The organism is Lactobacillus johnsonii (genome assembly GCF_014058685.1).
In the GTDB taxonomy this organism is placed as follows: domain Bacteria; phylum Bacillota; class Bacilli; order Lactobacillales; family Lactobacillaceae; genus Lactobacillus.
In genome coordinates, this window is the sequence record NZ_CP059055.1 from 291,864 (window position 1) to 305,363 (window position 13,500).

16 protein-coding genes are annotated in these 13,500 nt (G+C 34.3%); 9 read left to right on the top strand and 7 right to left on the bottom strand.

Going from position 1 to position 13,500, the window contains the following annotated elements; all coding sequences use genetic code 11:
- Positions 1–108 precede the first annotated feature (108 nt).
- Positions 109–594, top strand: a complete 486-nt coding sequence (locus tag H0I41_RS01335) for a hypothetical protein (protein WP_228099775.1) — start codon at positions 109–111, stop codon at positions 592–594.
- 13 nt (positions 595–607) lie between these two features.
- On the opposite strand, the gene H0I41_RS01340 is transcribed toward H0I41_RS01335, so the two are convergent.
- Positions 608–1,885, bottom strand: a complete 1,278-nt coding sequence (locus tag H0I41_RS01340; protein ID WP_182094568.1) for an ISL3-like element ISLjo2 family transposase — start codon at positions 1,883–1,885, stop codon at positions 608–610.
- Between the two features lie 328 nt (positions 1,886–2,213).
- Here H0I41_RS01340 and H0I41_RS01345 point away from each other — a divergent pair, with 328 nt between their 5' ends.
- The 5 genes from H0I41_RS01345 to H0I41_RS01365 are packed head-to-tail and all read left to right on the top strand — an operon-like array spanning position 2,214 to position 5,283.
- Positions 2,214–3,059: an ABC transporter ATP-binding protein gene (locus H0I41_RS01345; protein ID WP_135014295.1), complete on the top strand. Its 846-nt coding sequence runs from the start codon at positions 2,214–2,216 to the stop codon at positions 3,057–3,059.
- Positions 3,059–3,925: an ABC transporter permease gene (locus tag H0I41_RS01350; protein WP_117285777.1), complete on the top strand. Its 867-nt coding sequence runs from the start codon at positions 3,059–3,061 to the stop codon at positions 3,923–3,925. Before H0I41_RS01345 ends, H0I41_RS01350 begins: the two co-directional genes overlap by 1 nt.
- Positions 3,915–4,364, top strand: coding sequence for a LytTR family DNA-binding domain-containing protein (locus H0I41_RS01355; protein WP_023599183.1), 450 nt, complete (start codon positions 3,915–3,917; stop codon positions 4,362–4,364). The genes H0I41_RS01350 and H0I41_RS01355 overlap by 11 nt, the downstream gene beginning before the upstream one ends.
- A 1-nt stretch (position 4,365) precedes the next feature.
- Positions 4,366–4,755 carry a DUF3021 domain-containing protein gene (locus tag H0I41_RS01360; RefSeq protein ID WP_004898815.1) on the top strand — a complete coding sequence of 130 codons (390 nt, stop codon included), beginning with the start codon at positions 4,366–4,368 and terminating at the stop codon, positions 4,753–4,755.
- A 24-nt stretch (positions 4,756–4,779) separates the two neighbouring features.
- Complete coding sequence (locus H0I41_RS01365) at positions 4,780–5,283, top strand: GNAT family N-acetyltransferase (protein WP_023599184.1); 504 nt, start codon at positions 4,780–4,782, stop codon at positions 5,281–5,283.
- A gap of 249 nt (positions 5,284–5,532) precedes the next feature.
- Here H0I41_RS01365 and H0I41_RS01370 read toward each other — a convergent pair whose 3' ends face one another.
- From H0I41_RS01370 to oxc, 4 genes are all read right to left on the bottom strand, one after another.
- Complete coding sequence (locus H0I41_RS01370) at positions 5,533–5,898, bottom strand: Rrf2 family transcriptional regulator (protein ID WP_228099720.1); 366 nt, start codon at positions 5,896–5,898, stop codon at positions 5,533–5,535.
- Between the two features lie 228 nt (positions 5,899–6,126).
- Positions 6,127–6,642: a hypothetical protein gene (locus H0I41_RS01375; RefSeq protein ID WP_086874591.1), complete on the bottom strand. Its 516-nt coding sequence runs from the start codon at positions 6,640–6,642 to the stop codon at positions 6,127–6,129.
- Between the two features lie 195 nt (positions 6,643–6,837).
- Positions 6,838–8,196 (bottom strand): formyl-CoA transferase, encoded by a 1,359-nt coding sequence (gene frc, locus H0I41_RS01380; protein WP_053107222.1) that lies wholly within the window; start codon positions 8,194–8,196, stop codon positions 6,838–6,840.
- A 5-nt stretch (positions 8,197–8,201) separates the two neighbouring features.
- Positions 8,202–9,938: an oxalyl-CoA decarboxylase gene (gene oxc / locus H0I41_RS01385; protein ID WP_086874592.1), complete on the bottom strand. Its 1,737-nt coding sequence runs from the start codon at positions 9,936–9,938 to the stop codon at positions 8,202–8,204.
- 371 nt (positions 9,939–10,309) lie between these two features.
- Between oxc and H0I41_RS01390 the strand changes: the two genes are divergently transcribed.
- Together H0I41_RS01390 and H0I41_RS01395 are read left to right on the top strand one after the other, a co-directional pair.
- Positions 10,310–11,491 carry an AEC family transporter gene (locus tag H0I41_RS01390; protein WP_135014294.1) on the top strand — a complete coding sequence of 394 codons (1,182 nt, stop codon included), beginning with the start codon at positions 10,310–10,312 and terminating at the stop codon, positions 11,489–11,491.
- 70 nt (positions 11,492–11,561) lie between these two features.
- Positions 11,562–11,822 (top strand): hypothetical protein, encoded by a 261-nt coding sequence (locus H0I41_RS01395; RefSeq protein ID WP_086874593.1) that lies wholly within the window; start codon positions 11,562–11,564, stop codon positions 11,820–11,822.
- A gap of 46 nt (positions 11,823–11,868) precedes the next feature.
- On the opposite strand, the gene H0I41_RS01400 is transcribed toward H0I41_RS01395, so the two are convergent.
- Complete coding sequence (locus H0I41_RS01400; protein ID WP_135014293.1) at positions 11,869–12,582, bottom strand: DUF4097 family beta strand repeat-containing protein; 714 nt, start codon at positions 12,580–12,582, stop codon at positions 11,869–11,871.
- A gap of 86 nt (positions 12,583–12,668) precedes the next feature.
- On the opposite strand from H0I41_RS01400, the gene H0I41_RS01405 reads away from it, so the two are divergent.
- Positions 12,669–13,121 carry a hypothetical protein gene (locus tag H0I41_RS01405; RefSeq protein WP_011161444.1) on the top strand — a complete coding sequence of 151 codons (453 nt, stop codon included), beginning with the start codon at positions 12,669–12,671 and terminating at the stop codon, positions 13,119–13,121.
- On the opposite strand, the gene H0I41_RS01410 is transcribed toward H0I41_RS01405, so the two are convergent.
- Positions 13,122–13,442, bottom strand: coding sequence for a winged helix-turn-helix transcriptional regulator (locus H0I41_RS01410; protein ID WP_061400974.1), 321 nt, complete (start codon positions 13,440–13,442; stop codon positions 13,122–13,124).
- Between the last annotated feature and the right edge of the window lie 58 nt (positions 13,443–13,500).

The following is a 13,500-nucleotide window of genomic DNA, read 5'->3' on the forward strand; positions in this document are numbered from 1 at the left end:
GTTCAATTTATTATTGCAATTTGCGAAAAATATAATTTTAAGAAACAGAAAAAGCCAATAAAATTTGAGCATGGTACTAACTTATCAGCGCCACTTCGAACGTCTTATATGACTTATCATAAGAATAAACTCTATATCGGCTACTTCGATAAAGTCCAAGGTGGTCAGCTTTTTGCCTATAAACTTAATAAGAAGGGCCTATTTAAAAAAGATAAAATGCAAGATGGTCTAGCTCTTCCTAGTGAAAACTGGTCAACTTACTCTCAAATTCAAGGGATTAGTTTTGATAAAAATGATATTTTACTATCTACTTCATATGGTGATTTAAATTCCCAGTTATTAATCTTTAAAAATAAATTGAATAAGCCAAACTATAATCTTGATCTTTCGGAAGCAGATAAAACCATTATTTTACCGCCATATATGGAACAAATTATTGGTAAAGATGGTGAAATTTATATGTTGTTTGAATCAGCTACAGCATTTTACCGTCAAAATCCTAATTTACTGCATATGGATCGGGTAATTAAGTTAAAAGTTAAATTCAAGGGTTCCGAAAATAGTGGCTCTTTTGCAAATCCTGTTGATGGATAATTTTAAGAAGGAATTAAGCAGCTAAGAAATAGCTGTTTGATTCCTTTTCTTTTATAATATTTTCTTTGAGTCTAATTCTAATTAATAAATGTTTGAAATTTCTATAGCCATAAGCAGTACGTTCAATTTGTTTAATCTTACGGTTAACTCCTTCAAGACAACCATTAGAATAAGTTGAGGTAATACCGTTTAGGACACCAGAATAATTACGTTTAAAAGTTAATAGAGTTTGATGCATTTGTTTACCAACATTTTGTTTTGAATGAAGTAGATGGATAACTTTCTTTTCATCGTTATCCTGAATAGCAGTCATAAAGTCCTGCATAACCCAATAAGTATTTTCTAAGGTTTGGTCACAATCTAAACCATCTAAGACAACATGTTCCTGTGTTAGACAGTCCTTAAAATGCCAGTCGTAATAAGGAGTAGTCTTATTAAGTTTGTCATATTTCATGAGATAAAGCTTCCAAGGGGACTTTAAAAGCTTATATTCACGGCTTCTTTTATTAAATTGCTTCATGATTTGAACTCTGAAAATATTAAACGATCTAGTAAGCATTTGAACCATATGAAAACGGTCAATAACTATCTGAGCATTTGGAAATAATTCTCTAGCAACTAAAGGATAATAACAATTAAGATCCATAGTTACTGTTTTAACCATTGCACGAGCTTTAGGAGTGAACTTGTAAAAATAGCGTAGAATATCAGGTTTGAAACGAGTTCTAAGAATTTGAACAACTTTGTGAGTATCACCATCTAGACAAATAAAGTGAAGCTTTTTGCCTACGCCCTTAAATTCATCAAAAGCTAAGTGTTCAGGGAGATGATCAAAGGCATCATAGAACTTAGAAGAGCAGACTTCTAATACTCTTTGAACCGTGTTGACAGATACATTATGTTCTCTAGCAATGCTGGTCATTGAACGATCTTCAGTAAGAGCAGAAAGTATTTTTCGCTTAGAAGTGTTAGAGATATAGCAGCCTTTATTAACCAGATTAGATTGAGCCATAGATCTTTTTAAACAGTAATTGCAGAGAACACGTTGTTTTCTTAATCTGATAGTAACGGGCTTACTAGCATCAGCAGTAATGAAACGAACGTTAGAGACGTAATGACCGTTATGCTTAAGATTAGTAGAACGACAATAAGGACAAGTAGGCTGGATCAGCTCAGCTAAATATATTTTGTAAATCTTACTGTTAATATTTTCATTTGAATAATCAGAAAAAATAATGTTTTTATCTTCAATATCAAGAGTAAATTTAATATAATCATTTAAAGAGGACATAGTTTAAATCTCCATACACTTAATTGAATTGGTCGAAGAAGGATTTTAAGTAAGAGAGGACTATGGCCTCTTTTTTTACGTAAAAAAAGAATATCATAGATATTCATCAACAGGAAAAATTATACAGCCAAAATAGTAAGGAATAGCTATCAAGAGGAATAAATATAAACATATATTGAAAATTAAAACTCACAATTAAATTTGTGAGTTTTTTTATGTTCTAAATTTAGCCGTTCATGTCTTTACTTTTGCCGCTTATTAAAAATGACGATACAGTTCCGACTTATTTAAGTATTCTTTAGTTAAATCAAATAAAGGAAGTAATCACATGCTTATTGAAACTTATAGTTTAACTAAAAAATATGGCAAAAAATTAGCTTTGAATAAGGTTAATCTCAAAATTGATCGAGGTCAATTGGTTGCCTATCTTGGAACTAATGGTGCAGGGAAGTCTACGACAATTAATATCTTGACTGGGCTGTTGAAGCCAACTTCTGGAACAATTAAATACGCGCCAAATTTAAAAATTGGGGTAGTTTTTCAAGATAGTGTCCTAGATGACAATCTAACTGTTAAAGACAATCTGTATCTAAGAGCTAAAATGTACAAAACTTTCTCTAAGGATTGGCTAAAGCAATTAATTGAGCTAATTGGAATTAAGAAATTTTTGAATCAAAAATATGGTACTTTGTCTGGTGGTCAAAGAAGAAGAGTTGATATTGCCCGAGCCTTAATCGATCATCCTGATTTGCTGTTTTTGGATGAGCCAACCACTGGACTTGATTTACAGACAAGATTGGTAATTTGGAATTTACTCCAAAAATTGCAGAAAGAACAGGGGTTAACGATTTTCTTAACTACGCATTATCTTGAAGAAGCAGAAAATGCCGATCAAATGTACATCTTAGAGAACGGTAATATTTTAGCCAAAGGATCTGCAAGTCAAATTAAGGCCAAATATGCACCAACTAAATTGATAGTGAAGATGAAAGATGCTAAACAGCCGCTTCATTCTCAAATTCTTAAAGACAATAAATTTGAGCTAGATGATCTAGATTCAAATCAAGCAATTGATTTTCTAACAAAAAATAAAGTTAAAATTGCAGATTTTGAATATCACCAAGGCTCAATTAATGATGCATTTATCAAGATTACAGGAAAGGAACTTCAATAATGTTTGCTTTAGTTCAACGAAATATCAAGATTTATTTTTCTAACATCCCTGGCGTAATTATGTCATGCTTTGGAGCATTAATTTCATTCTTTATCTATGTAGGATTTTTACAGAAAAATTTAGAAAGCTCCTGGCCTCAAATTGCAAATGTCAAGCAAATGCTTGATTTATGGATGATGGCAGGAATTGTAGCAATTGCAGGGATTACAACTTCTTTTCAAGCACTAGGTCAATTAGTCAAAGATCGAGAAACGCGCACTGCTGATGATATGTGTTTGACTGATCTTTCTCTTTCAGAGCAAAATTTGGCCTATGTTTTGTCTAGTTCAATCATCAGTTTCTTAATGCAAATCATTACATTTGTGGTGATGGATGTTTACTTTACAGCTGTTGATAAAATTAATATCTCACTTGAAAATAGCTTATTAGCGTTAATTTTTATGGCATTAGGAGCAGTTGGAGCAACACTGCTCAATGAAATAATTGTGCTCTTTATTCATTCTTCAACTACGTTTAGTCGTTTATCGGCAGTCATCGGGGCAATCGCTGGATTTGCTGTCGCTACGTATCTTCCTTATGGAACTTTGTCTTCTACGGCGCAAACTTTGGTAAAATTAGTCCCAAGTAGTTATGAAGCTTCTGCTTTGAGAAGTTTATTTTTAAATAAAATTAGCGAAAATCAAATGCCAGCGAGTGTAAGAAGTACGATGGTTAACTATTTAGGAATTCATTTCAAAATTAATAGCTATCAGCTAACGCGTGCAGATACAGGCTATGTGATGATTGGAATGATTTTAATTTTAAGCCTAGTGATTATTCTTGCTTCACTGGCAATAGGAAAGAGAAAAATTCAAGTTGAAGGTTAAGTTTCAAAAAGATCCATCTTTGGAGGATGAGATAGAGGTTGAAGTTAGAGCAAGTGCAGAAAGTGGCACAGTTAAGCGACTGGTCAGTTACCTAAATAAATTTGGTAAAAGAGATCGAAATCTTTTACCTGTGAAAACGAGTGACCGGATAGTTACTGTTAAAAGGGATGAGTTGATTAAAGTTGAAGTTCAGGGCACCAGCCTAACTTATTACACCTTGAGCGAAGTAGTAAAAACAACTGGGCGATTGTACCAAGTTTTGGAAAACCTGAATGAAGATTTTGTGCAAGTTTCACGTCATTCTGTCATTAATTTGAATTATTTAGAATCATTAGAGAGTGGTTTTGCAGGAAACATGGTTGCGATTTTAGCTGAAGGATTGAAGACTGAGGTCTCTCGTCGTTATTTGCCAGATTTAGAAAGAGAGCTGGGACTGTAAAATGAAATGGTTTGGAAAATGCATAGATTATTTTTTCACAGGAATGGGATTTGGCGCAATTTGCTACGTATGTATTATGACTTTTCTTTATCCTGGAGTGGGTTTGACTGTTAAAGAAACGGTTTCGGTTCTTGGAATTTCTGGAATAATTGGTTTTCTATCGATGATTTTTAAAACTGATTTACCAATGAGTGCAGCTTTTGCGATTCATTTTATAGGTACTTTTATTTTATTCATGTTGATGGCTACTATTAATCACTGGGTAATTAATATAAGTAGTATCGTAATGTTCATTCTTATGTATGTTGTGATTTGGCTCATTTGCCTTTTGGAACAAAAAAAGACAGTAAACCGAATCAATGATAGGATTAAGAAAAGAAATCTAAAATAGAAAACCTAACTGCGAGGAAAACAGATGACATTAAATATTCGTACTGTAAAAATGGATGACTTAGATGCAATTGTTGAACTTGAATCAAGTGCTTTTCATATGTCAGAGGAAATGACGCGTAAAGATATGATCGGCCGAATTGAAAATTATCCAGATACTTTTTTAGTTGCGGAAGTTGATGGCAAAGTAGTAGGGCACGTTTTTGGTCCAGTAAGTAAAGATCGCTATATTAAAGATGAGCTGTATTTTAAAAATCAACCGAATAACATACAGTATCCTTATCAAACGATTTTGAGTTTGGCAACTAGAAAAGAATATCGTAAGCACGGGATTGCATCAGCTTTAATTGAGGAATTATGCAAGATTGCTCAAGCGCAGGATAGAAGTACAGTTACACTGACTTGTTTACCTAAGCTCTTCCATTTTTATGAAACGCGCGGTTTTGTCAATGAAGGCAAGACCAGTGATGATATCCCTGATCCAGAAAACGTAAGTAGCTACAATATGGTGAAAGAGCTAAAAAAGTGAATTTTTGGAAATGAATAAAGAGAGATTTATAATGGTGATAAAAGGAGGTCCTGACTATGAGCAATGAATTTTGTCATAATGGAATGAAATGTCAACAGGGATGTCCATGTGCTGGTAAAGATGGTGTTTGTCATTGTTCCATGGTAAGTGAGAAAAAGTGCGTTTGTCAGAGTCATTGTAAAGAAAAAGAAGAGTAAAATAAAAATCTCATGTTAGCTTGAAGTGCCTCATAATTGTTAGACATAAAATCTAATAATTATGGGGTATTTTTTCGGCATCATCTAAAAATGGAAAGACGGCATTAACAATATTGCGACCGACAGGGCATTCTGCATTTGCATTTTGATGAACTTGAAAAATATGAGGATTGTCTTCTTCAACAATTTTATAAATAGTGAGGAGATCTAATTGAGCGAGATCGACTAGCAATTGAATTCCGGTTTTTCCACGGTGGCTCTCTATGATTTTATGATCTTTGAGTAGGTTCATTATTTTCCGAATATAGCTTGGATTTGTGCCAACGCTTTTCGCAATGTCAACTGAATTGATAGGGTGTGGACTAAGCGCAATCATGGATAGAATATGGATTGCAATGGGAAATTTGGTATCTTTCATCTAAAATACTCTTAAGTAGATAATGTATCTTTTGCTGATACATTATTATATAAAATAAAAGATATCAAATGATAAGATCTACAAGATTTTGGTAAATCCATGAAACTCCGGAATACACTTAAGGGGCAGAAACTGATGTAATTGTATATTTCTTTTAATGATTATCGGTATCATGATACAAAGGTTCAAAATCAAAAAAGCTCCCGTTCAATTTGAACGAGGAGCCTTTTATTTAGTTAGTTTATGTACTTTATGAGCCAAAACTATTTCTTTGTTTCGATCTTCATAAATTGCGTCCTTTACGTAGTTCCAAGGTGCCATTAAGCGACCTTTATTATTTTTACGGAAAAGGAAATCAGCATGATGATTTTCAAGGTGACGTAGATATCTCTTAGCATTTTGAACCTGAGTGTGATGCTTTAGATTTAAGCGAGGTTCAAAATCAATAATCTTATGATCGGCATTAAAAATTGGTCTTACTTTATGGTGCCAGTGACGAGCACTAGCAACATGACGACTAACTTTTTTGCCAGCCTCCACAATATTTTCTTTAGTGGCTAAACTATTCCGATCTTTTAACTCTGCATGTGGATCCAGATAGTAGTTCCCTAGACCATCTTGACGGTAAAGACGTAATTTTTTGAATGATTTATTATTTTTATCCGTCTTCACTTCAATAACGTCACCATTAGTATGGTTCATTAAATACATGTGATGTTTTTTAGTGTAATTTACACTTTTCATGATCAGAAATTCACCTCTTTATATATCTTATGAATCTATATTATAGACGCATTTTAAAGTAAAGTATAGTGATTAAATTAGGATTTTAAGTATTTGTAAGAATACCAAAAAAGTTAATTAATGCTTCTAAAAAGAGAACAATAAAGACAGTTAGAGCTTCATTCTAACTGTCTTCAATAAATATTTAAAAGTTAATTAGTGTTCTTTACCGTCGATAATAACATGAACACGTGGGTTCTTAGGACCCTTGGCTTTGGAGATAACTCCTTTGTTAACCAAGTCTTCAATTTGATCTGGATCATAGCCTAGCTTGGTTAAGATTTCCTTGTTGTTTTCGCCAAGATCTGGTGCTCGATCATAAGATGGAGTGTAGTTTGAAAGAGTAAATGGAAGACCAATAGTCTTGAAGTCACCACGATTACCACCTTGATCAATGGTAACAATAGCACCATCTTTGTTTAAATCAGGATCATTTTCAAGTTCATGCCAGTCAAGAACAGGACCAACTGGAACACCAGCAGCACCAAGCTCTTTAGTCAAAGTATATTTATCATATTGCTTAGTGTAAGCTTCAATTAATGGATAAAGTTCTTCCTTGTGTAATTGACGGTGTTGCCAGTCAATGAATCTTGGATCTTCTTCCCATTCCGGATGTCCCATTGCTTCACAAAGCTTATCCCACTTCTTGTTTTCGTTTTGAACAACGATGTAAACATAAGCATTTGGATCAGTTTCCCAACCTTTAGCCTTATAGCACCAACCAATAACTTGTCCACCTTCAGTATTTTCTGCACGTGGAATTGCTTTACCCCATTTCCAGTCAGGGTAGACAGCGTAGTGAGGAAGAGCACCTAAGTTGTCTAACATGATTTGGTCACGTAATTTAATACGACAAAGGTTTAATACGGCGTCTTGCATTGATTGGTAAACAAAGGTACCTTCACCAGTGTGTTCACGTTGAAGTAGGGCTGCTAAAATACCGATAGTTAAGTGCATCCCAGAGTTTGAGTCACCTAAGGCTGCAGCAGATTGAGTAGGAACATTGTCTTCACCTTTGTTCCAACCGGTTGCAGAAGCAGCACCACCAGCAGATTGAGCAACTGGTTCAAATGCCTTAACATTTTCAAAACGTGATCCTTGGTTAAAACCTTTTAATGAAGCGTAGATTAATCTAGGATTCATTGCATGAAGCTTTTCCCAGCCAAAACCATTTCTATCAGCAGAACCAGGAGCAATATTTTCTACGAATACGTCGGCTTTTTTAATTAAGTCGTACATAATCTTTTTACCTTCTGGAGTTTTAATATCAACAGTTAAAGACTTCTTATTAGCATTTAGTTGGAGGAAGTAAAGACTCCATGAATCCTTGATATCAAGTAATTCATTTCTTGTTGGGTCCCCAGTATTAGTACGTTCAATTTTAATAACTTCAGCTCCAAGCCACGCTAAAAGTTGAGTACATGAAGGGCCGGATTGAACTTGAGTCCAGTCAACTACTTTAATTCCTTTTAATGGAGCATATTCATTTTGTTCGTTTTTTTCATTCTCACTCATTTTAATTACTCCTTATCAATTTTTTCTTGTTCAGCTTCTTCAAGAGGCTTTAAGTTTAATGATGGGTTCAAATTACCAATGTGACCTGATTCTTTACCCATTGATGGATCAATTTGGACATCGATAACACTTGGACGTCCTGATTCAACTGCTGTAGCAAAGGTATCTTTCATTTCTTGGTAATTAGTTACGTAATAGTTGTCACCGCCAAAAGCTTTGGCAATTAGATCATATCTACCAGTTGGATCAAGTGTTGTTGGACCTAATTGGTTAGGCACCACATTGTCGACCCCGTTGTAGATACCACCGTTGTTAATAACGACCACAGTAATTGGTAGGTTGTACCGACACATAGTTTCAACATCCATACCATCAAAACCAAATGCACTATCTCCGTCTAAGGCAACAACATGTTTGCCAGTCTCGATAGCAGTGGCAATGGCATAACCCATACCAACGCCCATGACGCCCCAAGTACCAGTATCAAGTCTGTGACGAGGGAGTTTCATACCGATCATGTCACGACCAATATCAAGAGTATTAGCACCTTCACTTACAAGATAAGTATCTGGATGTTCTTGGAAGTATTCGTTAATAGGTTCAATAGCGCCATAATAACCAAATTCTGGGTTAGTTTCACCAGCTTTAATTCTCTTGGCAAACTTAGCATCATTCTTGGCAGTATATTGGGCAATAGCGTTAAGCCAATCGGAAGGTACTTTATAGCCAGTTGCAGTAAGAGCTGGGACTAACTTGTTTAAAATAGAGGTTAAGTCACCTTGAAGCGGAGCAGAAATCTTTTGAGAAGAATCGAATTGAGTTGCATCGATATCTAATTGGATGAATTTTGCATCAGGGTTAAATTGTGGTGCATCCCCATATGAAAGCATCCAGTTTAATCTAGCACCAATTAAAATTACGACATCAGCACCTTTTAAGGATAATGAACGAGCTGCAGCTGCAGAGTGTTTATCATCATCAGGTACCAATCCCTTAGCCATAGACATTGGTAGGAATGGAATATCAGTCTTATTAATTAACTCTTGGACTTGTTTTTCAGTTCTATCGTAAGCTGCACCTTTACCAAGAATGATTAAAGGCTTTTTAGCTTGTTTAATAATATCAACTGCACGATTAATTGCTTCATCACTTGGTTCTTGCAGAGGAGCTGGATCAACTAATTTATAGACTCCCATGTTCTTTTCACCGAGATCATTGTTAAGTTGAGCAATAGTATCAGCTGGTAAATCAAGATAAACACCACCAGGTCTGCCAGAAACCGCAGTACGAATTGCACGGGCAACTGCTAAACCAACATCTTGTGCTCGATCAACACGATATGCCTTTTTACAGAAAGGTTTAGCAACATTGTATTGGTCTAATCCTTCGTAATCACCTTGGGATAAATCAATAATGTGGCGTTCTGATGATCCAGAAATCATAATTAATGGAAAACAATTCTTAGTAGCTTGGGCTAAAGCTGTTAATCCATTTAAAAAACCTGGAGCAGATACAGTCATAGCTACACCAGGTTTTTTAGTTAAAAATCCAGCAGCTGCGGCAGCGTCTACGGCAGAGTCTTCACGACGAAAGCCATAATACTTCATTCCCTTTAATTCAGCCAATCTTGCTAAATCTGTAATTGGGATTCCCACAACTCCGTATAGGTTGTTAATACCATTTTTTTGTAAAGCGTCAATTAATAAACTGGCACCCGTTCTGCTTAGAGAGTCATCTACCATAACGTACCTCCATGGTAATGATAAATATTACTTTTTTATATAAAGGCGCTATTCCAATAAGGGATGCGTACACCTAATTTATAGCTTTTTTTGAATTAGTTAGCAAGAAAAACGCTATAAAAAAACTTTTATCTTAAGATAAAGGAAGAAATGAAATACATACGTATATGTTAATAATTTTCTTTAAAATTAACGGTATTAAGAATGTTACGAGGCAATTAATGTATAGAAAATTAAAAATAACGATTTTAGTTAAATTCGAAAAATCTTTCGCTTGCTTATATCTGGATTAAGTTTATATTTAAGATTGCGATGAAGAATAATTTCATCGGGAAATATTAGACTGGTCAGATTATGAACGAGGTATAGAGATGATTAGTATCTTGATCAATGACATAATCCCAATTTTGGTGATTATGTTACTAGGTTATCTCTGCGGAAAGTTTTACTTTTTCGATAATGATCAGAGACAAGGATTAAATAAATTAGTTCTTGATATCGCATTACCAGCAGCTTTATTTATTTCAATTGTTAAAGCTACCAGAAAAATGTTTGCGCAAGATATCGTATTAACGTTAATTTCAATTGTTGGTGTTGTGGGACTTTTTATGTTGAGTTATTACTTAGATAAGTTATTTTTCCACAGAACTACGCAACAAGCTGCAGTTTGTGCTCTAATTGCGGGTTCTCCAACAATTGGTTTTCTTGGGTTTGCAGTACTAGATCCGATTTATGGAAATAATGCAACAACTAACTTAGTTATTGGGATTGTGTCAATTGTTGTTAATGCAATTACTATTCCATTAGGCTTAGCGTTAATTAATAAGGGTCAAGCCTTAACCAAGAAAAAGGCTGCTTCTAATCCGAATAATAAGGGTACAAAGGTAGAAGTAGAAGATATAAAGGGTAAAGGGCTGAACAAGACTAAGAAAAAGGTTATGGTAACTATTCCCGATGGAATACCAGTTACTGATGCAGAAGCAAAAGCCTTGAAAGAAAAAGGCATAGAACGTGAGATTGATTTAGCACGTGCAGAAATTGCTGATCATGCTGATGAACCGCATAAGCAAATGAATCCAACTGTAAAATCTGTTATCAATGCCGTTAAACAGCCAGTTGCTGCAGCTCCACTACTTGCGGTTATTTTGGTGTTAATTGGTATTAGAATTCCTACTTCTTGGGCACCAACCTTTGATTTGATTGCCAAAGCAAATGCTGGTGTTGCAGTTTTAGCAGCTGGGCTAGCTTTATCCACAGTTAAGTTTTCAATTGATAAGGAAGTTATTTGGAATACTTTCTTTAGATTATTCTTAACCCCAGCAGTAATTGTTGCAGCTGCTTATATTTGCGGTATGGGATCTGATCCGACGAAGATTTCAATGCTTTGTTTAGCAACTGGATTGCCACCAGCATTTTCTGGAATTATTATTTCCAGTCGTTACAACATTTATGTTAAGGAAGGTGCTAGTTCAGTGGCTGTTTCAACAGTATTCTTTGCAGTGAGTTGTATCTTCTGGATCTGGCTATTACCAATCTTGGCACATATGTTTTAAATAAAAATTATGGATATAATTAAGGGATAGGGCGAGCGTCCTATCTTTTTTTTTGTGAAGGAATTAAGCTATGATAGATAATAAAAATTTGTTGAAGCTCTTAAGAACTGAACTTCAAAAGATGAATAACGGTGATAAAATTAGATTTTTAACTTATAAGAAAGATCGAAGCATTCTTGTGGAAAAGGATGGAGATACTTTTACAATAATTGAAAATGGATATCGCCAAATGGTGTGGGAAAATTTAACTAAAGCAGAAGTGTTAAAGAAAATGAAAAAGTTACAAAAGATAGAATTCCCAAGAAGTAACAAATTATATTTAAGTAAGTAAAAATGACGGACTGTAAAAGCTACAATCTGTCATTTTTACTTACATTCTATTTAATTTTGATATCTCCATCTTGTGTAGAAGCTGTTAAGACATTAGCGCTATTTTTATTCTGTGTAAAAGTATCGCTAGATGAATCACCTTTAACTTTGATGTCTCCATCATCTACATTAAGGTTATAGCCACTAAAATTAGACGTAGAAATGTGAATATCTCCATCATCTGTGTTTATCTTAAATCCATTTTTACTATTTAATTTGTTGATAGTGATATCTCCATCGCTGGTATCAATTTTTCCACTTGGAGATTTTAAATTGTTAATATCAATATCGCCATCATCAGTATTCAAAGAAATAGGATTTGTGGTATCAATGTTTTCCACTTCAATATCACCGTCATCTGTTGAAAGATTTAAACTCTTCAATAGGTGTTTTGGTACGGTAATAGTGATAGTAGGATCTCCGTTAATGCGGTGAATACCAGAGGCTGATTGTTTAATTGTTAGACTACCATTCTTTCTGCTAACAGTGGGCTTTAAATTCTTAGGCCCTTCATATTCAACGTTATATTTATCGCCATATTTAACAGAAATATCTGTTATGGCAGCAGAGACTTTTAGTTGATTAAATCCCTGATTACTAATAGTAGTTTTAATTTCGGGTTTATTATTAGAGTTAGAGATAATAATGCTACAAGCTGAAAGAGTCAGTACAAGAGATAAGAGCATAAAAATTAATGCAAACTTTTTACTAATATTTTTCATAAAAAACTCCTAAGATAATAATTAGGACTAATTATCTTATATTTATTGAGTAAAGTAAATTTAAATAAAAATTGGAGGGAAAGATAATGAAAAAGATGCCACCAATTCAAAAAATTTTAGAAGCTTACACAGCAATTGTGGATAAACATGTGGAATTAAAAAATAATGAAGCTTTGGTTACCTCATCAAATGGTGCAAAGACCTATACGGTAAGCTGGGATAATGACATTTACCATTCCAATGACAATGCGACTTATTGGCAAGGTTATGCAGGGTATCCGATAATTGCGGTTTTGATGTTGCAAGGAAAAATACCCTTTGATCAAAAATTGGCTGATAATTTTGCATCAGTTAATTGGAATGAAGTGAATGCAAAATTTAAACGTAATTATGCTAAAGCGGCCTCTGAAGTTATCAAGAAAAAAGGATTAGATGAAAAAGAGGTTATGGTTGAACTTGAGAGGGTTTATGGAGCTTTAAAGGATCTACCAATCACAATTAAACGTGGCTCCCTTCGTCCACCTAAGGCTAGTAAGTAATTAAGAATTACGGTAGTTTGCACCCCAATCATCCATCACCTTAATAACTGGAAAAAGTGTCTTTCCTAAATCAGTCAATGAATATTCAGTTTTAGGAGGAACTACCGGATAAACTTTCTTGTTAATAATTTTTGCTTTTTCTAAATCTTTTAATTGGAGAGCTAACATTCTTTTAGAGCAGTCAGGAATTAATTTCTGTAATTCGCTAAAACGGCATACTTTTCTTTGCAATAGATAGTAAATGATAACACTTTTCCACTTTCCGGCAATTATACTTAAGGTATTTTCGAGTGAGCAACTAGAAGCAGATAGTTTTTCCATTAATAACATTCCTTTCTGGTGAATAAATTGTGACTAGGTGAAAATAAATTCATGTCTT